This window comes from Lacrimispora sp. YZC11 (genome assembly GCF_057543815.1).
This window is the reverse complement of record NZ_BAAJYQ010000002.1, coordinates 295,221-313,585: the sequence shown is the minus strand read 5'-3', so window position 1 is coordinate 313,585 and position 18,365 is coordinate 295,221. Positions and strand designations below refer to the sequence as shown.

The 18,365-nt window shown below is 43.9% G+C and carries 22 protein-coding genes; 2 read left to right on the top strand and 20 right to left on the bottom strand.

Annotation, left to right across the window (positions count from 1 at the left end; translation table 11 throughout):
* Positions 1 to 7 precede the first annotated feature (7 nt).
* From rplN to AC27IJ_RS01305, 14 genes are all read right to left on the bottom strand, one after another.
* The gene (rplN, locus tag AC27IJ_RS01370; RefSeq protein WP_024291900.1) at positions 8 to 376 is read right to left on the bottom strand and encodes a 50S ribosomal protein L14; all 369 of its coding nucleotides are present in this window, start codon (positions 374 to 376) and stop codon (positions 8 to 10) included.
* Between the two features lie 26 nt (positions 377 to 402).
* Complete coding sequence (rpsQ, locus tag AC27IJ_RS01365) at positions 403 to 657, bottom strand: 30S ribosomal protein S17 (protein ID WP_313153063.1); 255 nt, start codon at positions 655 to 657, stop codon at positions 403 to 405.
* 93 nt (positions 658 to 750) lie between these two features.
* Positions 751 to 957: a 50S ribosomal protein L29 gene (rpmC, locus tag AC27IJ_RS01360; protein WP_312446116.1), complete on the bottom strand. Its 207-nt coding sequence runs from the start codon at positions 955 to 957 to the stop codon at positions 751 to 753.
* Positions 958 to 959: 2 nt separating this feature from the next.
* Positions 960 to 1,385 (bottom strand): 50S ribosomal protein L16, encoded by a 426-nt coding sequence (rplP, locus tag AC27IJ_RS01355; RefSeq protein WP_089995526.1) that lies wholly within the window; start codon positions 1,383 to 1,385, stop codon positions 960 to 962.
* Positions 1,385 to 2,041, bottom strand: coding sequence for a 30S ribosomal protein S3 (rpsC, locus tag AC27IJ_RS01350; RefSeq protein WP_312445936.1), 657 nt, complete (start codon positions 2,039 to 2,041; stop codon positions 1,385 to 1,387). Before rpsC ends, rplP begins: the two co-directional genes overlap by 1 nt.
* Before the next feature lie 11 nt (positions 2,042 to 2,052).
* A complete protein-coding gene (gene rplV / locus AC27IJ_RS01345; protein WP_312445935.1) occupies positions 2,053 to 2,439 on the bottom strand; it encodes a 50S ribosomal protein L22 in 387 nt (128 codons plus the stop codon).
* Between the two features lie 70 nt (positions 2,440 to 2,509).
* Positions 2,510 to 2,791, bottom strand: a complete 282-nt coding sequence (gene rpsS, locus AC27IJ_RS01340) for a 30S ribosomal protein S19 (RefSeq protein WP_013274336.1) — start codon at positions 2,789 to 2,791, stop codon at positions 2,510 to 2,512.
* Between the two features lie 19 nt (positions 2,792 to 2,810).
* On the bottom strand, positions 2,811 to 3,659 hold the full coding sequence (gene rplB, locus AC27IJ_RS01335; RefSeq protein ID WP_312445934.1) for a 50S ribosomal protein L2: 849 nt from the start codon (positions 3,657 to 3,659) through the stop codon (positions 2,811 to 2,813).
* Positions 3,660 to 3,871: 212 nt separating this feature from the next.
* A complete protein-coding gene (gene rplW, locus AC27IJ_RS01330; protein ID WP_312445933.1) occupies positions 3,872 to 4,171 on the bottom strand; it encodes a 50S ribosomal protein L23 in 300 nt (99 codons plus the stop codon).
* Positions 4,171 to 4,791 carry a 50S ribosomal protein L4 gene (gene rplD / locus AC27IJ_RS01325; protein ID WP_312445931.1) on the bottom strand — a complete coding sequence of 207 codons (621 nt, stop codon included), beginning with the start codon at positions 4,789 to 4,791 and terminating at the stop codon, positions 4,171 to 4,173. Before rplD ends, rplW begins: the two co-directional genes overlap by 1 nt.
* Before the next feature lie 29 nt (positions 4,792 to 4,820).
* Positions 4,821 to 5,456 (bottom strand): 50S ribosomal protein L3, encoded by a 636-nt coding sequence (rplC, locus tag AC27IJ_RS01320; protein ID WP_312445929.1) that lies wholly within the window; start codon positions 5,454 to 5,456, stop codon positions 4,821 to 4,823.
* Between the two features lie 190 nt (positions 5,457 to 5,646).
* The gene (gene rpsJ / locus AC27IJ_RS01315) at positions 5,647 to 5,964 is read right to left on the bottom strand and encodes a 30S ribosomal protein S10 (RefSeq protein WP_013274341.1); all 318 of its coding nucleotides are present in this window, start codon (positions 5,962 to 5,964) and stop codon (positions 5,647 to 5,649) included.
* A 326-nt stretch (positions 5,965 to 6,290) separates the two neighbouring features.
* Positions 6,291 to 7,643: a PspC-like choline-binding domain-containing protein gene (locus AC27IJ_RS01310; RefSeq protein ID WP_312504323.1), complete on the bottom strand. Its 1,353-nt coding sequence runs from the start codon at positions 7,641 to 7,643 to the stop codon at positions 6,291 to 6,293.
* Between the two features lie 295 nt (positions 7,644 to 7,938).
* Complete coding sequence (locus AC27IJ_RS01305) at positions 7,939 to 8,175, bottom strand: hypothetical protein (protein ID WP_487147278.1); 237 nt, start codon at positions 8,173 to 8,175, stop codon at positions 7,939 to 7,941.
* A gap of 248 nt (positions 8,176 to 8,423) precedes the next feature.
* Between AC27IJ_RS01305 and AC27IJ_RS01300 the strand changes: the two genes are divergently transcribed.
* A complete protein-coding gene (locus AC27IJ_RS01300; RefSeq protein WP_312445924.1) occupies positions 8,424 to 9,290 on the top strand; it encodes a class I SAM-dependent methyltransferase in 867 nt (288 codons plus the stop codon).
* A gap of 7 nt (positions 9,291 to 9,297) precedes the next feature.
* Here AC27IJ_RS01300 and AC27IJ_RS01295 read toward each other — a convergent pair whose 3' ends face one another.
* Positions 9,298 to 10,335, bottom strand: coding sequence for an acyltransferase family protein (locus AC27IJ_RS01295; protein WP_312445923.1), 1,038 nt, complete (start codon positions 10,333 to 10,335; stop codon positions 9,298 to 9,300).
* A 229-nt stretch (positions 10,336 to 10,564) separates the two neighbouring features.
* On the opposite strand from AC27IJ_RS01295, the gene AC27IJ_RS01290 reads away from it, so the two are divergent.
* A complete protein-coding gene (locus tag AC27IJ_RS01290) occupies positions 10,565 to 11,857 on the top strand; it encodes a S8 family peptidase (protein ID WP_312445921.1) in 1,293 nt (430 codons plus the stop codon).
* A 97-nt stretch (positions 11,858 to 11,954) separates the two neighbouring features.
* Here the strand turns inward: AC27IJ_RS01290 and AC27IJ_RS01285 are convergent, their stop codons facing one another.
* The 5 genes from AC27IJ_RS01285 to AC27IJ_RS01265 all read right to left on the bottom strand — a co-directional run bounded on the left by AC27IJ_RS01285 (position 11,955) and on the right by AC27IJ_RS01265 (position 18,198).
* Positions 11,955 to 13,004 (bottom strand): MupG family TIM beta-alpha barrel fold protein, encoded by a 1,050-nt coding sequence (locus AC27IJ_RS01285; protein WP_487147277.1) that lies wholly within the window; start codon positions 13,002 to 13,004, stop codon positions 11,955 to 11,957.
* Entirely contained in the window at positions 13,005 to 14,435 is a 1,431-nt protein-coding gene (locus AC27IJ_RS01280) for a PTS transporter subunit EIIC (protein ID WP_312445918.1), read from the bottom strand.
* A 60-nt stretch (positions 14,436 to 14,495) separates the two neighbouring features.
* Entirely contained in the window at positions 14,496 to 15,389 is an 894-nt protein-coding gene (gene murQ / locus AC27IJ_RS01275; RefSeq protein WP_487147276.1) for an N-acetylmuramic acid 6-phosphate etherase, read from the bottom strand.
* Positions 15,382 to 16,239: a MurR/RpiR family transcriptional regulator gene (locus AC27IJ_RS01270; RefSeq protein WP_312445915.1), complete on the bottom strand. Its 858-nt coding sequence runs from the start codon at positions 16,237 to 16,239 to the stop codon at positions 15,382 to 15,384. Before AC27IJ_RS01270 ends, murQ begins: the two co-directional genes overlap by 8 nt.
* A gap of 285 nt (positions 16,240 to 16,524) precedes the next feature.
* Positions 16,525 to 18,198 carry a DUF5722 domain-containing protein gene (locus AC27IJ_RS01265; RefSeq protein WP_487147275.1) on the bottom strand — a complete coding sequence of 558 codons (1,674 nt, stop codon included), beginning with the start codon at positions 18,196 to 18,198 and terminating at the stop codon, positions 16,525 to 16,527.
* Between the last annotated feature and the right edge of the window lie 167 nt (positions 18,199 to 18,365).

The following is an 18,365-nucleotide window of genomic DNA, read 5'->3' as shown; positions in this document are numbered from 1 at the left end:
CACCTCCTTATAATACTTCCGGAGCTAAGGAAACAATCTTCATAAACTGCTTCTCTCTTAACTCTCTGGCAACCGGTCCAAAGATACGAGTTCCTTTTGGAGTCTTGTCATCTTTGATAATTACGGCAGCATTCTCATCGAACTTGATATAAGAACCGTCTTTGCGTCGTGCGCCCTTAACGGTGCGTACAACAACGGCCTTTACAACGTCGCCCTTTTTAACAACACCACCAGGCGTTGCATCTTTTACGCTGGCAACGATAACATCACCAATATTAGCATATCTTCTTGTAGAGCCGCCCATAACACGGATACAAAGAATCTCTTTTGCACCGGTATTGTCGGCAACCCTTAATCTGGTTTCCTGCTGAATCATACCTGTTACTCCTTCCTGGAAATAAATTATTTCGCTCTTTCGATAATCTCAACAAGTCTCCATCTCTTGTCTTTTGACAACGGTCTTGTTTCCATTACTTTTACTGTATCGCCCATATTGCAATCGTTTTTCTCATCATGGGCTTTTAATTTATACGTTCTTTTTACGATCTTGCCGTATAAAGGATGTTCTACATGGTCTTCAATCGCTACAACGATGGTCTTATCCATCTTGCTGCTCACAACCTTACCAGTACGGGTTTTTCTAAGATTTCTTTCCACGTTCGGTATTCTCCTTTCGAGTTTTGGCCCTGGCGGCCGAATCTATAAGTTTACACACGCTCGTGTGTGTCGTGTTTTTTTAAAAACCGCAACTTAAGCTAATTTAGCCTTCTCAGTTATAACAGTCTGAATTCTGGCAATGTTCTTGCGTACCTCTTTAATCCTGCTTGTGTTGTCAAGCTGGTTGGTCGCGTTCTGGAATCTTAAGTTGAAAAGTTCTTTCTTTGCAGCTACTAATTCTTCATTCAGTTCTGCAGCTGATTTACCTTTTAATTCTTCAACATACTTATCAATTTTCACTGTCATTCACCGCCTTCTAAATCTGCTTTAGCAGCAATCTTACACTTGCACGGTAACTTATGCATAGCAAGACGTAATGCTTCACGTGCTGTTTCTTCAGGTACTCCAGCGATTTCGAATAATACACGGCCTGGCTTTACTACTGCTACCCAGTATTCCAGAGCGCCCTTACCGGAACCCATACGGGTTTCTGCTGGTTTTGCTGTTACAGGTTTATCCGGGAAAATCTTGATCCAGACTTTACCGCCACGCTTGATATAACGGGTCATTGCAACACGGGCAGCCTCAATCTGGTTAGATTTAATCCAGCATGGTTCCATGGAAACTAAACCAAACTCACCGTTGCTGATGGTATTGCCTCTTAACGCTTTACCAGCCATGGATCCACGGAACTGTTTACGACGTTTAACTCTTTTAGGCATTAACATTATTTTCCGCTCCCTTCCTTGTTTCCTTTAGTTGGAAGTATTTCGCCATTGTAGATCCATACCTTAACACCGATCTTACCGAAGGTTGTATCTGCTTCAGCGAAACCATAGTCAATATCTGCTCTAAGTGTCTGTAACGGAATGGTTCCTTCGCTGTAGAACTCAGTACGAGCCATATCAGCACCGCCAAGACGTCCTGCAACTGCAGTCTTGATGCCCTTTATGCCAGACTTCATGGAACGGCCCATGGTGGACTTCATAGCCCGGCGGAAGGATACACGGTTTTCTAACTGCTGTGCGATGGATTCAGCTACTAACTGAGCGTCTTTATCAGGTCTTTTGATTTCCTTGATGTCAACAAATAACTTTTTATCTGTAAGCTTCTGAACTTCAGCTTTTACTTTTTCAATCTCAGATCCGCCCTTACCGATAACAACACCCGGTTTTGCAGTGTGAATTATAACTTTCACACGGTCAGATGCTCTCTCAATTTCAATATCAGAAATGCCAGCGCTGTATAATTTCTTCTTAAGGAACTTTCTGATCGCATAATCTTCAACCAGGTTATCTGCGAAATCAGCTTCAGCATACCATTTTGAGTTCCAGTCTTTAATAACACCGACTCTTAAGCCGTGTGGATTAACTTTCTGTCCCATTATTTGCCTCCTTATCTTTCATTAAGCACGATGGTGATGTGGCTCATTCTCTTTTCGATCCTGTAAGCGCGGCCCTGTGCTCTCGGTTTTACTCTTTTCATTGTCGGTCCCTTGTTTGCAAAGCATTCCTCTACATAAAGTTTTGCAGGGTCCATACCATTGTTATTCTCAGCGTTAGCAACTGCTGATTTTAATATTTTCTCGATTAAAGTAGAAGCATATCTGGGATTGTACGTCACAATACCAAGTGCTGTCATAACGTCTTTGCCTCTGATGGCATCTAATACGAAGCATGCTTTCTGAACAGAAACCCTAGCATAGGATAACTTTGCTGATGGTCTGGTGTCCTTCACGGCATTTCTTTCTCTTTTAATCTGGCTTCTATGTCCCTTAGCCATTGGTGAATCCTCCTTTCAACTTAAACGCCCCTGGGAATCCGGAAGAATGCCCGGAGGAGTTTGCTTCTATCTACTTACGGCCTGATTTTTTCTCGTCCTTACCATGTCCTCTGTAGGTTCTTGTGGCAACAAATTCACCCAGCTTATGTCCAACCATATCCTCTGTAACATATACCGGAACGTGCTTTCTGCCATCGTGAACTGCAATTGTATGTCCAACCATCTGCGGAAAGATTGTAGAACGGCGAGACCAGGTCTTAATTACCTGTTTCTGTCCTGCTGCGTTCATAACATCTACTTTTTTCAGTAAATGCGCATCTGCAAATGGTCCTTTTTTAAGTGAGCGAGCCATAGATTCTAACCTCCTTTAATTATTTAACGGTCTTTCCATCTCTTCTTCTAACGATCAGTCTGTTAGATTGCTTGTTTTTCTTTCTGGTCTTTAAGCCAAGCGCAGGTTTGCCCCATGGTGTACTTGGACCTGGGCGTCCGATACCGGTCTTGCCTTCACCACCACCGTGAGGATGGTCATTAGGGTTCATTACGGAACCACGTACTGTAGGTCTAAAGCCCATGTGACGTTTTCTACCAGCTTTACCGATGTTGATTAAGTTATGATCTCCGTTGCCTACAACGCCGATAGTAGCTCTGCAGTTGATTGGAACCATTCTCATTTCGCCGGAAGGTAAACGAAGGGTTGCATATTTGCCTTCTTTTGCCATTAACTGAGCTGCATTTCCTGCGGAACGAACCAACTGTCCGCCTTTTCCAGGATAAAGCTCAATGTTGTGAACCTGAGCACCAACCGGGATCTGGCTTAATGGTAAGCAGTTGCCAACTTTTGCTTCTGCCATCTCACCGCTCATAACCTTCATGCCGTCTGTCAAACCAGCCGGAGCAAGGATATAAGCCTTTGTACCATCTTCATAGCAGATCAGCGCGATGTTAGCAGTTCTGTTTGGATCGTATTCGATACCAATAACAGTTGCTGCAATGCCGTCTTTGCTGTTTCTCTTAAAGTCGATGATTCTATATTTTCTCTTAACGCCGCCTCCGCGATGTCTTACCGTGATCTTACCCTGGTTATTACGGCCGGCTGTCTTATTGATTGTCTTGCTGATTAAGGACTTCTCAGGAGCTGACTTTGTGACTTCGCCGAAATCAGAACCGGTCATGTGTCTTCTGGAAGGGGTATATGGGTTATACTTTTTAATTCCCATGATATTTCTCCTTTCTTCTTTATTGTCCATGCTTTTGGACATAAAGGTATGCCATTGGCGCTTCTGCTTTATTCCCGCGTTCCCGGGGCATAAAGACCAGTAGTGCAACGCCGCCTAGCGTATCTCAATTATCGTGATATAATGTTCATCACATAGAAAACTGAAAACCGTTTACGCCGGGCTCGAATGAATTCTCACCAAGCGCCCCGATCTTACAGTCCTTCGAAGATTTCGATGTCTTTGCTGTCAGCTGTCAGCTGAACGATAGCCTTCTTTGTCTTAGAAGTCTTACCAAAAGTTGTACCTCTTCTTTTGGTCTTTCCGTCTAAGTTCATGGTGTTCACGCTGGCAACCTTTGTACCTGGGAACATCTTTTCAACAGCTTCTTTGATCATAGCCTTATTAGCATCTGTGTGCACAATAAATGTGTACTTCTTGGACGTCATAGCGTTCATGCTCTTCTCAGTTACTACAGGCTTCTGGATTACGTCGTAATACTTAATTTCTGCCATTATGCGTACACCTCCTCGATTGCTGCAACAGCAGTCTTGGTAGCAACAACTGTGTTGTACTTTAAGATATCGTATACGTTGATGGTGTTAACGAAAGCAGTCTTAATAGCAGTGATGTTTCTAGCGCTCATTACTGCGTTTGTACTGTCGTCGCCAACAACTACAAGAGCTTTGGATACCTTTAAGTTATTTAAAACAGTCTGGAATTTCTTTGTCTTGATCTCATCAAACTTTAACTCGTCAACAACGATGAACTTGTTGTCATTTACTCTGCTGGTCAGAGCGGATTTAAGAGCAAGTCTTCTTTCCTTCTTGTTAAGTCTGATTGTATAATCTCTTGGTGCAGGAGCAAAAACAACTCCACCGCCTGTCCACTGAGGAGATCTTGTTGAACCCTGTCTTGCATGACCGGTTCCTTTCTGCTTCCACGGTTTTCTTCCGCCGCCAGATACTTCTGCACGTGTCTTTGCTTTCTGTGTGCCCTGGCGCTTATTTGCAAGCTGGCTTACGACTGCCATGTGTACGAGATGCTCATTTACATCTACACCGAACACTGCATCGTTTAACTCTACTGTGCCAACTTCTTTACCTTCCATATTGTAAACAGATACGTTTGCCATCTGTATGATCCTCCTTTCTGATAAAAGCATTATTTAGATGCTTTTACTGTTTCCTTGATTGTTACTAAAGACTTCTTAGGTCCTGGTATAGCACCCTTAACCAGAATCAGGTTGTTTTCTGCATCAACCTTAACGATTTCGAGGTTCTGGATTGTTACCTTCTTGTTACCCATCTGGCCAGGCATCTTTTTGCCCTTGAATACCTTGCTGGGATCAGAAGCTGCACCGTTGGAACCTGCATGGCGGTGGAACTTGGAACCGTGAGCCATAGGTCCTCTGGACTGTCCGTGTCTCTTAATAGCACCCTGGAAACCTTTACCTTTGGAGATTGCGGTTGCATCGATCTTGTCGCCTGCTGCAAAGATCTCAGCTTTGATTTCATCTTTTACAGAATACTGGTCAACATTCTCAAGCTTAAACTCTCTTACGTATCTTTTGTAAGATACACCGGCCTTATCAAAATGGCCCTTAATTGGCTTGCTGACAAGCTTTTCTCTCTTATCAACGTAACCAACCTGTACTGCACTGTAACCATCGTTCTCAACAGTCTTAACCTGTGTTACTACACAAGGACCTGCCTGAAGAACTGTTACCGGAGTTAAGACTCCGTTCTCATTGAAGATCTGTGTCATTCCGACTTTGGTAGCTAAAATACCCTTCTTCATGTTTTTACCTCCTGTTTGTTAATTCTACAGCGGATTGCTTTCGCAATCATCCTAGAACAGCCCAATATACGTGGAACACTATGACTCCGCCTGGCGGAGATGTTGATTCCTTACAGGAAAAAGTGTTGCTTCTATATTAAAACCCTTCAGGACATGCATGGAACAATTTCCATAATGGTTCTGATGAAGATTATTTATTCTTCATCTTGATATCGATGTACACACCTGCCGGCATTTCCAGTCTGGATAATGCATCAACAGTCTTCTGGCTTGGTGTAATGATATCAATGAGTCTCTTATGCGTTCTCTGCTCGAACTGCTCTCTTGAATCTTTGTATTTGTGGACCGCCCTTAAGATAGTTACCACTTCCTTCTTGGTTGGTAACGGCACCGGTCCGCTCACTTTAGATCCTGTCTTTTTTACAGTGTCGATGATCTTGCCCGCAGACTGATCAACCAACTGATGATCATACGCTTTTAATGTGATTCTCATTACTTGACTTGCCATAAAAAAAGTCGCCTCCTTTTCGCACTTAGTAGAAGTACGACAAGCGGTGACTGTACACGTTCCCGTGTGTGTCCTTCAGGATCACACACTGACCTCCTGTTTAAATAAACAGAACTTTAAATTGTACAGTGACTTGTCGCCAGTTTCCTAACTTGACATTCGCTCCACGGAAAACCTGCTTTTATAAGCAGCAACCTCACGTTTCACAGCTATCATGCCACAGCCTTTGTATAATAACATATTTTTTTTTACATTGCAAGCATTTTTTTCAAAAAAATGGCGCAAAATCTGATTTTCCAGGTTTCACGCCATTGATCGCTCTTTTCCTAATTCCAGGCCGGTTCTGTAGGGGTTCTGCCCTCTCCGCTTGGGTTTTCATCATCTACCTTTAATAAATTCCCGTTGCCCCCGGTCTTATACTTCACTCCATCGGAATTCTTTACCGTGGTACTTTTGGCCACCTTGCCGGAAGTATTCACCACATAGGTCGTGGTAGTGCTTCCTGTAGGAATCGCAATGGCTTCATATTTGGTTCCTTCATCCGCACACTGAAGCTTTCCCATATAATAGAGGGAACCATCCTTAACTCCGGTATAACCGCGGCCGCTGTCACTGAAATAATAGGTGGCATCGCTGCCGTCTCCCTCGATTACCTTTACCTTGCCCTTTTGCATGGTGCTGGCTTTCTTATCCCCGAAATAGAATGCCGTATATTCTGAAGTATTTCCAATCATCACCTTCTGCAGTCCATATACAGGATTGCCCAGGCTATTAAACAGATAGGTTTTATCATTAATTTTAGTTATATTCTGAGTGGTGGCATTTCCTTCCTTCGGACCGGTCTTTGGAACACCTGAACTTGAAAAATAAAACCATTCCACGCTCTCTTCATAACCGGAAATATCCTGAGGCGGTTCCACGGAATACCAGCCCACTCTCAGCTTTCCATTGCTGTCATAATATTTATAATTCTGGATTTCATACTCGGCATTTTCAATTCCGACGTTCTTCCAGCCTGTCTGAAGCGCTCCGTCTGAGTCAAAGCAATAAGCAACTCCGTCAATCTTATAGGAAGCATAATCCCCGGACACATCCTTTGGAGCATACTTTTTGCCGCTGTCATTAAAATAATACCAGGATTTTCCGTCGTCATTATCCCCAGGAGTGACACGGTCTCCGTCGTAATTGCTGTCCGGTGAGAAAAGCTTCTGCCAGCCGGTGCGCATGGCTCCGTCGGTTCCGCAATAATACAGGTTATCAAGGACCCATCCGGTCTGCATCTCACCATTGGAATCAAAGTAATACCACTTGTTATTAATCTTAGACCAATTGTCCATAATAGCTTTTCCGCTGCTGCCGAAATAATACCACTTGTACTGGGAATTGCCTGAATCCTGGAACTTCATCCACTTATCCGTGACCAGGATTCCGTTGGAGTCCATATAATAGGTGTTTTCCACCCAGGTATTTACGGCCATCTCACCATTGCTGTTTAGATAACGCCAAAGGTTGTCCGCTCCCTTTTTCCAGGTATTTGTAACTTTGCTTCCGCTTTCATCTTTATAAATCCATGCATTCCCCGAACCAGACTGTTCCCAACCAGCCCAAGCTTCCATGGATAAAGTACCAATTGCCAGCATAGCCGCAGCAGCTAACACAATGAGACCTTTTCTTTTCATATCTTCACTCCTTACAGGGATTTCCTTTTTTGCTAATATTTATTTTAACAATTAATCTAAGATTATTCAACTGTTTTAATCTTTCAATTCTATTACGAATTTATTTCCCCTGCTTTTTTAGCATCTTTACTTCAAAAATGAACAGTAAATGGAGATTTCCGTCATGGTAAATTTCCTCGGCCTTCAAAAGATAGAATTGTTTGCAGACTAATAGGACGGAGTTCTGTACAATACAGAACTCCGTCCTATAAAGCTACTTAATTAAAAGCTCCTGCATTTCCTGAAACCAAAGCTTTTAAATTCTTTTTAGGTCAATTACAGCGATTGTTACAGCCCCAGTTACCACAACATCGATTGCACCGGTTGCAACAACCCTGATTACAGCTATTATTACAGCTATTATTACAGCTATTATTACAGCCCCAGTTACAGCCGTTGCTCCAGCCCCAGTTGCAGCCATTGTTACAGCCCCAGTTGCAGCCATTATTACAGCCCCAATTGCATCGGTTGAAGCAGCCATTATTGATTCCACAGTTCCACCCGCAGCCGCAGTTACCGGCAGTGAATCCTATATTAAAACAACACATAAATTTTACACCTCATTATTTAAAATTATACTATATTATATAGGACAAAAGACAAGGTGTGATTACAGCCCGTTTACCAGCAATTCTCACGTACTTGACGCTCCCGGCTCCATCCAGTATAATCAAGGAAGTTCAAATTGGAATCATTTGAGAAAACTACTATTATCTATTTATGGAAAGGGCGGCACCAATTATGTGGATTGCAGACGGCTGGAAAGATTATGAAGTGATAGACTGTTCAGAAGGAGAAAAGCTTGAACGCTGGGGAAATTATCTCCTTGTTCGTCCTGACCCACAGGTTATCTGGTCCACTCCCAGGACAGAAAAAGGCTGGAAGAAGATGAACGGCCACTATCACCGGAGCGTAAAGGGCGGCGGCGAGTGGGAATTTTTCAATCTTCCGGAACAATGGACAATCAGTTATAAGGATTTAACCTTTCAATTAAAGCCTTTCAGTTTTAAGCATACAGGTCTTTTTCCTGAGCAGGCAGCAAACTGGGACTGGTTCAGTGAAAAAATAAAACAGGCCGGACGGCCTGTAAAAGTGCTTAACTTATTCGCCTACACCGGAGGAGCTACCCTGGCAGCGGCAAAAGCCGGAGCTTCTGTCACTCATGTAGATGCGTCCAAGGGAATGGTCGGCTGGGCCAAAGAAAATGCCCGTTCCTCCAATTTAGAATCCGCTTCTATCCGCTGGATCGTGGATGACTGTGTAAAATTCGTTGAAAGAGAAATCAGAAGGGGAAGCCATTACGATGCGATCATTATGGATCCTCCTTCCTATGGAAGAGGACCAAAGGGTGAAATCTGGAAAATAGAAGATGCCATTCATCCTCTTGTTCAATTGTGCGCCCAGCTTTTATCCGAGAAGCCGCTGTTTTTCCTTATCAATTCCTATACCACAGGATTGGCTCCTTCCGTATTAACCTACATGCTTTCCATTGAGGTGAAGCAAAAATACGGTGGTGCTGTCCAGTCAGGGGAAATAGGGCTTCCGGTAACAAGCACCGGTCTTCTCCTGCCCTGCGGCGCATCCGGCCGATGGTCGGCGGATGCTTAAAACTCGTTCAGCGCCCACCGTTTAACAGACGCCACAGGCCCGGAAGAAAATGTCTTAAAAACCGACCGATCTGATAACTGAAGAAAACACAAAAAAGCGGCATGAGCAGAAAAAGTCCAAACGGCACTGCCGAAACAGTCGGGAGCAGCAATGCTCCCGTTTTGTTCATCAGCCTTACCATGGCAAAGTGAGTGGCGTACAGAAAAAAATTCTGCTTCATCCATTCCTTTGCCTCTATCAGATGCCTTTCCGGTACCATGAGCCATAATCCTACCGGAACAAGAAGGCGGAAACATACATCAGAGGCAGCCATCTCCCCTTTGATATCTCCTGGAAAATCAACCCAATGAAGAAAAAAGGCTGCGATAAGAACCGCTGCACCTGCTTCAAGGTATTTTAAATTCCAGAGCCCTTCTACGATCTTTTTCCCATGTACGGCTGCAAAGGCGCCGAAAGAATAATAAAACAAGGCATCCAAATTTAAAAAGGGAAGCACACCTCCCATATAGATTGCCGCCAAAATTCCCGCTAGAAACAAACTTCCTGTTACCTTCCGCTTCACAATGATATAAATAAGGGGAGCCAGAAGGATCAACTGGATCAATTGGTTTAAATACCAGAATACATAATTATACGTATAATGAAGGACCGATTCCGCTGCCATGGAAAATGTAAAAGGAACTTTTCCCTTTCCAATAACATCAGAAAGCACCGGGATACGGCTGCCGATGACATATCCAAGATAATAAAGGAAATTCCATAGGATATAGGGGACCAACACACTCCGTATCCTGGAATTCCACTTTACCCAAAGGCGGTCTAAGGTAAAGCCGCGAAAGAAAAGATAGGAAGAAATCAGGAAGAAACCCGGTACGGCAATCTGTGCTACCGAGCCTCCTAAAAACCGTTCCATCCAGTCTGTCTTGTAAGCCAGCCTTGTGCTGCCTAAGAACAGCACTGCGTTGTAGGAGTGGACCCATATGACCAGAAAACTATATAGAAATGTAAACCATGTGATTTTATTTCGAAAATATTTTTCTTCCATGAAAGCCCTCCTCTCTGCATTTTTATATTTTATCACAGGACAAGAAGCTTTATCAAACTATTTTCATCAAAACAATTCTGATTGGTCAAATGAAGTATTTCATAGATACTTTAACCAAAAAATGTAAAATTTTCAAATTTTTCACATGTTTTTCCAACCTACTGCGTAGGGTATATGGTATAATAGGAACAATTTCAAAGATTGTTTTATATATAAGGAGATAGAAACCATGAAAAAAATAACTCGCGCTGCCTGTCTGATCCTAGCCCTCCTTCTAGCAGGCCTGCCCTTTTTTAACAGCCCCGATTCCGGGAAAGGATTTAATAAGACCTTAACCAGCGCACTTCAGACATATTCTTCCGACAGTGGACAAGCCCTGCAGACTATGGCCCTTGGCCCCGGCCTTGTAAACTTATCTCCCTCGGATGAATTTTCCACTTACCAGTGGGGATTAAAAAATGACGGAGAATTCCGTCTGATAGAGCTAAAATCCAGATTCAAATCCGTTGATAATATTTACGATGGGCGGAAATCTAAAGACGGGGCTTTAAAACCCGGCCCCGGAGATTATGAATCTACAGTGATCGGCGCTGTTACGGGAATTGATATTAACATACAGCCTGCCTGGAAGCTTTATGACCAGGGTGAAAACAAGCGTTCCGTCATTGTTGCCGTCATCGATACCGGCATTGACATCAATCATCAGGAGCTTAAAGATGCCATATGGACCAATCCCGGAGAGATTGACGGCGATGGAGTCGATAACGACGGCGACGGATATGTGGATGATGTTCACGGCTGGAATTTTTATTCCGGGAACAACCAGGTCTTTACCGGCAGCGAGGACAGCCATGGAACCCATGCGGCAGGAACCATCAGCGCCGCACGCGGATCCTACGGCATTGCCGGGATCACGGATAATAACTACGTAAAGATCATGCCCTTAAAGGCCCTTGGAGGCGAAGACGGGCTGGGGTCACCGGATGCGGTGATCCAGGCCATTCATTATGCCGAAGCACACGGGGCTTCCATCTGCAATCTGAGCATGGGTACCACTGCTTACAGTGAAGAACTGGCCCTGACTATGAAAAATTCCAAAATGCTGTTTGTGGTTTCCTGCGGAAACGGCGGGATCTCCGGGCTTGGATATGATACAGATACCTACCCTGTTTATCCGGCTTCCCTCCCATATGACAACATCATTTCCGTGGCAAACCTCCTGTTTGACGGAAGCTTAAGCAAGGATTCCAACTATGGTGCAAACAGCGTTGATATCGCCGCCCCTGGAAGCTACATTTTAAGCACGGTTCCAGGAAACGCCTACGGTTTTATGAGCGGCACTTCCATGGCAGCTCCCATGGTAACAGGTGTGGCCGCTATGCTCTATTCCTACCGGCAGGACATTTCTCTGACTGATGTGAAAAATATTCTTTTAAATTCCAGCAGGAAGCTGGATGCGCTTACAGGAAAGACGGTGAGCGGAGGCCTTTTGGATGCCTATGCCGCCCTGACCTGGCAATAAAAAGACAGGAACGCTGTTTTGCATTGGCTGATAAAAATTATAAATGTAAAAAAGTCTGTAACCCGGTTTCACCAATGGTTACAGACTTTTTTAATAGTTATATCAGCTTTACCCCAAGCCCCTTTTGAATATAGGGCAAATATTTCATATGAGAGTCATGTACCTGTCCGATGACATTTACCCTGTCCTCTCCGGGCAAATCAACTCTGGCAATTTCAAGTTCTCCCATATACCTTAAATAATTAACATTGGAGATACAGATACTTCCCTGCTTCCTTACTTGTGACTGATTCTCATGATCAGGCTTGATTTCCTGCTTATATTGTCTTGATTCCTGGGAACGGAAAACGTATTCGCTGGAATCCGGCCTGTCATGATGGATGATGTCTCTTACAAATTCATAGGAAGAAAGTATGTCTGCCTTAAGCTCCACATAATCATGGCTTAAGCATTGAATATCCTTCCAGTCCTTTTCTTCCACATCCACATCACCGGTCAGAACCACATCACAGGAACCTTCATAATAAAGCTCCAGCATGTTCAAAAGCACCTGGCCTTTCCTCCCCCGGTGTTCCTCCACCGTGGGAAGGCCCTCAAATAAAGGTCCTCTCAGCTCCAGATTTCCAGGCACAAAGGCCATGGTAGTAAAGCCAAGATATTGAAGCCTCTGATTCATTTCCTTTGTCCGTTTTAAGGACAGAGCCGTGAACTGCTTGGGATAAAAATTATGGCATGCTGTAAATCTGGTAAAATCAGCCCCATACTTTTTCCACTCCAAAAGTTCTTCCTCCATAATGGTGGAGGCATTAAATACCACATAGAAGTCCTTGGAAATCTCTACCGTCTCTTTTGCATCAAAGCCATAATCAAGACGGACATGGGTGATTCCAAGCTCCTTCAGCTCTGTAATGCTTTCTGTTCCAAGCTTTTCTAAGGTTTCCGGGCCAACATCCACAATGAGATTTAACCCGCCTTCCCTGCACATGCCCAGAAGCTTTTGCACATCAGAACGGTAATCAACTCCTGTTTCCTCAGGAATGTGGAGTGAAGTAAACGCATATTTCACTCCGCTCTTTACCGCTTTTTTTATTAAGCGTTCATTTTTTTCCATTCCGCTTGAAAAATAGATTGAAATTCCTGTATTCATTTATTCTCCATATACCTCGTTGATTCTGTCTTCATCTACTCCGAAGAAATAGGTTACCAGGAAGCCGCCTGCATAAGCAATGAGCATGGATATTATGTAGCCTACCTGCTGTCCCGGCTGAACAATCAGTAAACCAAACAAACCGGATACGCCCTGGGATACGGTACCAATGTGCATGAGAGCTGCAACAGCTCCTCCAAATCCCGCACCGACACAGGCTGTGATAAAGGATCTGCCAAGAGGCAGAGTTACCGCATACATCATGGGCTCTCCGATTCCAAGAATACCTACTGGTATGGAATCCCGAATATATCTCTTTAACTTTACGTTCTTTGTCTTTACATACAATGCGATACCGGCACCCACCTGTCCGCCGCCTGCCATCATAAGGATCGGAAGGAGATAGTTGATACCTTTTGTTGCTCCTGCAGGGTCATTTAACAGGGCATGGATCGGGGTCAAGGCCTGGTGTAAGCCTACTGCTACCAGAGGAAGGAAACCTGCTGATAAAATGTATCCGCCCACAACGCCCATTTTTTCATATACAAAGCTTAAGATGGCAAAGATCACCTTTGTTAAACCTGCACCCAGAGGCTGAATTACCAGCAGTGCAACGATACCTCCAATGATAAGCACTAAAAGAGGGCTTATAAAGGTATCAATTAAGTCAGGCATACGTTTTCTGATATTCTTTTCAAGGTAGGCAAAGAACGCACCTGCAATCAGAGCCGCTAAAAGTCCGCCGGAAGCCGGATTAAATGCCGTATTCGTAATAGGAAGAAGAATCTGGGCATCATTTACCGTTGCAAGCAGGGGCATACCCGGATTGGCAATGGACATGGCACCAGCAATCGCTCCAAGAACTCCTGAACCGCCGAATTCCTTTGCAGCATTGTATCCAACCAGAATAGGCAGGTAAGCAAACAGCGCCCAGCCCATCGTACGGATGCATTGATACCACCATACTCCTGAAAGTGCTCCACCGGTAGAAACATTAATAACATTACAGATACCATTGATCAAGCCTGCTGCAATGATGCCGGGAAGCAGCGCTACGAAAATATTAGAGATCTTCTTTAAAAATCTCTGCACCGGCTTATCATATTTCGCCTTTTGAAGAGCCTTATTTTCCTTTGCAACCTCATTAATATTCTGATCCGGGCCATTCTCAGCCTGGCCTTTTGCAAGCCCTGTAAGCTTATAAAATTCGTCCAATACCTTATTTACTTTCCCCGGTCCAAATACAATCTGGAGCGTGTCACTCTCAACCACTCCAAGAACTCCCTCTACCTTTTTCACACCTTCAATATCGGCCTTAGATGTATCCCTTAAACCGACACGAAGCCTTGTCATGCAGGCAGCATTGGAAGTTATGTTCGCTTTTCCCCCAAGCAGCGTTAATAATTGTTCACTGATTTGCTTGTAATTCACGATAATCCTCCTTCATAAATGTATTTTGTTACTTAAAATAACCCTTAAAACTCTTTTCTTTTATCTCAAAGCCTCTCGGATCTTCCCTACGGCTTGTGATAACTTCTGTCTTGCATCCTCTGGGGCACAGTCCAGCAATATCATGGTTATAGCAGTTTTAACATGTCCTTCTGCCAGCTTTAATACCTTTTCGGCCGCTTCCCTGGTGCAGCCTGTTGCTGTCATCACAATGTTCTGTGACCTCACCACCAGCTTTTCATTGCTCTGCTTTACATCCACCATAAGATTTTCATAGGCTTTCCCGATTCCAACCATGCTTCCTGTTGAAATCATATTGAGGATCATCTTCTGTGCTGTTCCTGCCTTTAATCTGGTTGATCCTGTCAATACCTCAGGTCCGGTCACCGGTTCAATGGCAAGCTTTGCTTTTTTACCTACATCAGATCCTTTATTACATGAAATGGCCACGGTGTGACATCCTGTTTTATTCGCATAATCAAGACCGTAGATTACATAGGGCGTTCTGCCAGATGCCGCCAGGCCGATCACAATATCTTCTGAAGTAAGGCCGATCTCCTTTAAATCTGCCTCACATAAAGTCTCACTGTCCTCAGCTCCTTCTACCGCCTCTACAAAAGCTTTGTCCCCGCCTGCGATCAAGCCTACCACCAGTTCCCTGGGAACGCCGAAGGTGGGCGGACATTCTACCGCATCCAGTACTCCCAGACGACCGGATGTCCCTGCGCCAATATATATGATACGGCCCCCTGCTTTCAGGCTGTCTGTTGCCCATTCAATCGCTGTGGCGATCTGGGGGAGCACTTCCTCCACGGCTTTTACAGCCTTTTCATCTTCCTGGTTCATGATGGCCGCAATTTGAAGCGGTGTCATTTCATCCAGGTTCATGGTATCCGGATTTCGGGACTCTGTTGTCAGCACTGACAAATCAATCATGCTCTGTACTTCCTTTCTTCTGTATATAATTTTTAGTAAATTTGCTCATACACACTTCATAATTTCGATTAACATAAGCAGTAAAAAAAATGTCTATTACATTTAATTGTGAAATACGGGAAGACATGGCGCCGCTTCGGTGTATCAGCTCTGTTGCCGCAACGGGAAGGACGAAATCAGCCTCCGAAGCCAGTTCCGATTCCACTGCCCTTGTTATAGCAATCACCTTTGCCCCATTTCCCTTCGCTTCCTTCATACATTGAAGTATTTCTTCCGTAAGTCCTGAGTAACTGATGGCAATAGCCAGGTCGTCTTTCCTTAAATTTCTGGCAGCCAGCAGTTGTGTATGCCAGTCATCACAGACATTGCATAGCACATCAGCCCTAAGGAGCTTCAAGTATAAATCTCTTGCAGCCAAAAGGGAGGTTCCAAGTCCAAATAAGGTAACGCTTCTGCTGTTTTCCAGCAGCTTCACACATTCTATTACAACCTTAGGTTCAATCAGCTTTTGGGTGGTTTCCAGGGATTCAATATTTTTCTTTGTGACCTTATAAATAATATCCTCTATGGAATCTTCCCGTGTGATCTTCTGAAACGCAATATCCCTGCTCTCCCGGAATAATGCCACCTCATAAGCAAGGGTATTCTGAAAATCCTTATATCCTTTACAGCCCAGCTTTTTGCAAAGCCTTACAACGGTTGCCGGAGATGTATAAGTTTCCCTGGCAATCTCCTTAATACTCTTTCGGAGGACTGATTCAGGATTTTTGTGCAGTCTTTTCATCAGCTCTTTTTCCGCTTCTCCCGCATCCTGGAGATAGCTGTCAATCCTTACAAGTAGACCCTTCATGCATTTCTTCTCCTTTCTTTAAAGCCAGAAGAAATTTAACATATTTTTTACCTAATATCATTCTAGCTTTGTTGTATCGTTTTTTCAAGATATCCATGGATTTATGAAACTTTTTTTCATACTATGATGTTTTAAAAAGGAATCAATATGTTTATGATCTTTTAGAAGCCCGACGGAATCATTATGTTCCTTCCTTTTATAATATACAAAAAACCGCCTTTAAAATTATTTTAAAGGCGGTTTCCATGCTTGAAAAGCCAAATATTCATGACTCAATTGTCAGTTTTATTTCTCCAGGGATCTCCACCGGAAGTTTGGTACGACATCAGACCATTTCTCAATTCCTATAATGGATTTAGCGAACTCCGTTGATTCCAGTGTGTATTTCTTTTTGTCAATATCCCTGAATACCTGCCAGATTTTACGGCGCCTTGTTGCTACAATGTCATCTCCCCGGTCCATGGAGCATTCCCAAAGTCCGAAGGATAAGCCGCTTCTCACTTCCAGAGGGGCATCCACCTGACGGCTTAAGATATAAGCATCAATATATGGATTGCTGTCAACCATGTAATAGGAATACGCATAAGCGGCAGCCTGAATCTGAGCTACATTGCCTCTTGTCTGGCTAGTTGCCGTAAATCCCTGCTCTGTCAGTATGATGTGGCGCACATGGCCGGTGGGGGATTTTAAGGAATCCTGAGCCATGTAATCCGTCAGAGTGGTAAGGTTCTTAAAGTTAATAACCGGAGAGTTAAAATCATTGGTGATTAATCCGGTCTGCTCATCATCCCAGAATTCCGGTTCTGTCATCGGACAGGGATATGGATGATAGGACAGCCCCCAATCCATCTGCCCCTGTTCATTGGCAATGGAATTAAAGGTATCTACAATCGCTCTTCCGCCGTATTTCAGCTTGTTATCAATCTCATTGTTCCAGTTATAATCCAGGGAGTAATAAACCCTGTCATTGGCACTGGTACTCTTAATGGCCGTGTAGAAAATCCGGAAAGCATCCTGGTAAGCCTGTACGTAGCTGGTAATATCCCGGGATCCCATATGATTCCACTGCTGGTTGTTGATCTCATTCCCAATGATCCAGTTGGATATCTTTCCATGGTTTGGATTGGAACCGCTGTAGCGCTCTGCCAAGAAAGCAGCAATGGCTCTTGTCTGGTCCAGCCCTTCCTGGGTCGCCGGATTGAACATGTAGTAAAATGCATTGGCATTTTTCTTTGTTCCAGGATAGATCAGATTTGGTTCGGCATCATTCCACCCATTCAATATAATGGCAGTTACTGTCATCCCTTTCCCGGATAAAGCACTGATCGTCTCGTCATAGCTTGTGATGGCATTCTTATCAAAATGATAGGTCTTTCCATCGTACTGGTAATCAATTCCCTGGCCCAGGATCTGATGAAAAGAGATATTGGTGGCAACGTGCTTCACGCCTAATTCAAAAGCATCGCCAAGCATGTTAAGCTGAATGTTTAAGCCCTTCTTGGTAAGAGGATCATTAAATGGCTGGGTATTTGCTGCAACCATCTCAGGGTTTGTAATATAATGAGGTTTACTGATTTCAATATATTTTGTTCCATCCCAGACAGCAATGACGAATTTGCTGTAAAGTCTGTCCTGGGCCGTATTACGGTTTAATGGAAATGTAAAGGTAACCCTGTTTCCCGGTGCTGTGGAAGCCGCATAATCCGTTCTGCCGTCAAGATTATTCTGGTAAGGCTGAAGCTCAACCAGGTAGAGGACGCCATCCGTTCCCCCCATATCAGCATTGCTGTCTGCCTGAACCGTCACGCTGTTCTTGTCAGAATTGACCAAACAGGACTGAATCGTTGCCTGCACTCCGGCTGCGCCTACATCTGCCAGCGCAACAATGGCAGAGGCACAGCATAAAAATGCAGCGGTAAAAAGTCCGGTCATGACCCTGCCTATATTTATTTCCTTCATCTTCGCATCCCTCCATGTTGTCTTAATCAGGTTCCATACAATAATAACCAATTTTCCTGCTTTTTACAATAACGTTTTTATTACGTATTCGTAAACAAACCGTAAGGACCAAATAAATTCCTTTACAATGGTGCTTTCAGCAAGGGGTGGAGCAGGAGAGATTCACA

Excerpts from the sequence above, each read along its gene's own strand:
- rplN (WP_024291900.1), bottom strand. The coding sequence starts at position 376 with ATGATTCAGCAGGAAACCAGATTAAGGGTTGCCGACAATACCGGTGCA.
- rplP (WP_089995526.1), bottom strand. The coding sequence starts at position 1,385 with ATGTTAATGCCTAAAAGAGTTAAACGTCGTAAACAGTTCCGTGGATCC.
- rpsC (WP_312445936.1), bottom strand. The coding sequence starts at position 2,041 with ATGGGACAGAAAGTTAATCCACACGGCTTAAGAGTCGGTGTTATTAAA.
- rplV (WP_312445935.1), bottom strand. The coding sequence starts at position 2,439 with ATGGCTAAGGGACATAGAAGCCAGATTAAAAGAGAAAGAAATGCCGTG.
- rpsS (WP_013274336.1), bottom strand. The coding sequence starts at position 2,791 with ATGGCTCGCTCACTTAAAAAAGGACCATTTGCAGATGCGCATTTACTG.
- rplB (WP_312445934.1), bottom strand. The coding sequence starts at position 3,659 with ATGGGAATTAAAAAGTATAACCCATATACCCCTTCCAGAAGACACATG.
- rplW (WP_312445933.1), bottom strand. The coding sequence starts at position 4,171 with ATGGCAGAAATTAAGTATTACGACGTAATCCAGAAGCCTGTAGTAACT.
- rplD (WP_312445931.1), bottom strand. The coding sequence starts at position 4,791 with ATGGCAAACGTATCTGTTTACAATATGGAAGGTAAAGAAGTTGGCACA.
- rplC (WP_312445929.1), bottom strand. The coding sequence starts at position 5,456 with ATGAAGAAGGGTATTTTAGCTACCAAAGTCGGAATGACACAGATCTTC.
- rpsJ (WP_013274341.1), bottom strand. The coding sequence starts at position 5,964 with ATGGCAAGTCAAGTAATGAGAATCACATTAAAAGCGTATGATCATCAG.
- AC27IJ_RS01310 (WP_312504323.1), bottom strand. The coding sequence starts at position 7,643 with ATGAAAAGAAAAGGTCTCATTGTGTTAGCTGCTGCGGCTATGCTGGCA.
- AC27IJ_RS01300 (WP_312445924.1), top strand. The coding sequence starts at position 8,424 with ATGTGGATTGCAGACGGCTGGAAAGATTATGAAGTGATAGACTGTTCA.
- AC27IJ_RS01295 (WP_312445923.1), bottom strand. The coding sequence starts at position 10,335 with ATGGAAGAAAAATATTTTCGAAATAAAATCACATGGTTTACATTTCTA.
- AC27IJ_RS01290 (WP_312445921.1), top strand. The coding sequence starts at position 10,565 with ATGAAAAAAATAACTCGCGCTGCCTGTCTGATCCTAGCCCTCCTTCTA.
- AC27IJ_RS01285 (WP_487147277.1), bottom strand. The coding sequence starts at position 13,004 with ATGAATACAGGAATTTCAATCTATTTTTCAAGCGGAATGGAAAAAAAT.
- murQ (WP_487147276.1), bottom strand. The coding sequence starts at position 15,389 with ATGATTGATTTGTCAGTGCTGACAACAGAGTCCCGAAATCCGGATACC.
- AC27IJ_RS01270 (WP_312445915.1), bottom strand. The coding sequence starts at position 16,239 with ATGAAGGGTCTACTTGTAAGGATTGACAGCTATCTCCAGGATGCGGGA.
- AC27IJ_RS01265 (WP_487147275.1), bottom strand. The coding sequence starts at position 18,198 with ATGAAGGAAATAAATATAGGCAGGGTCATGACCGGACTTTTTACCGCT.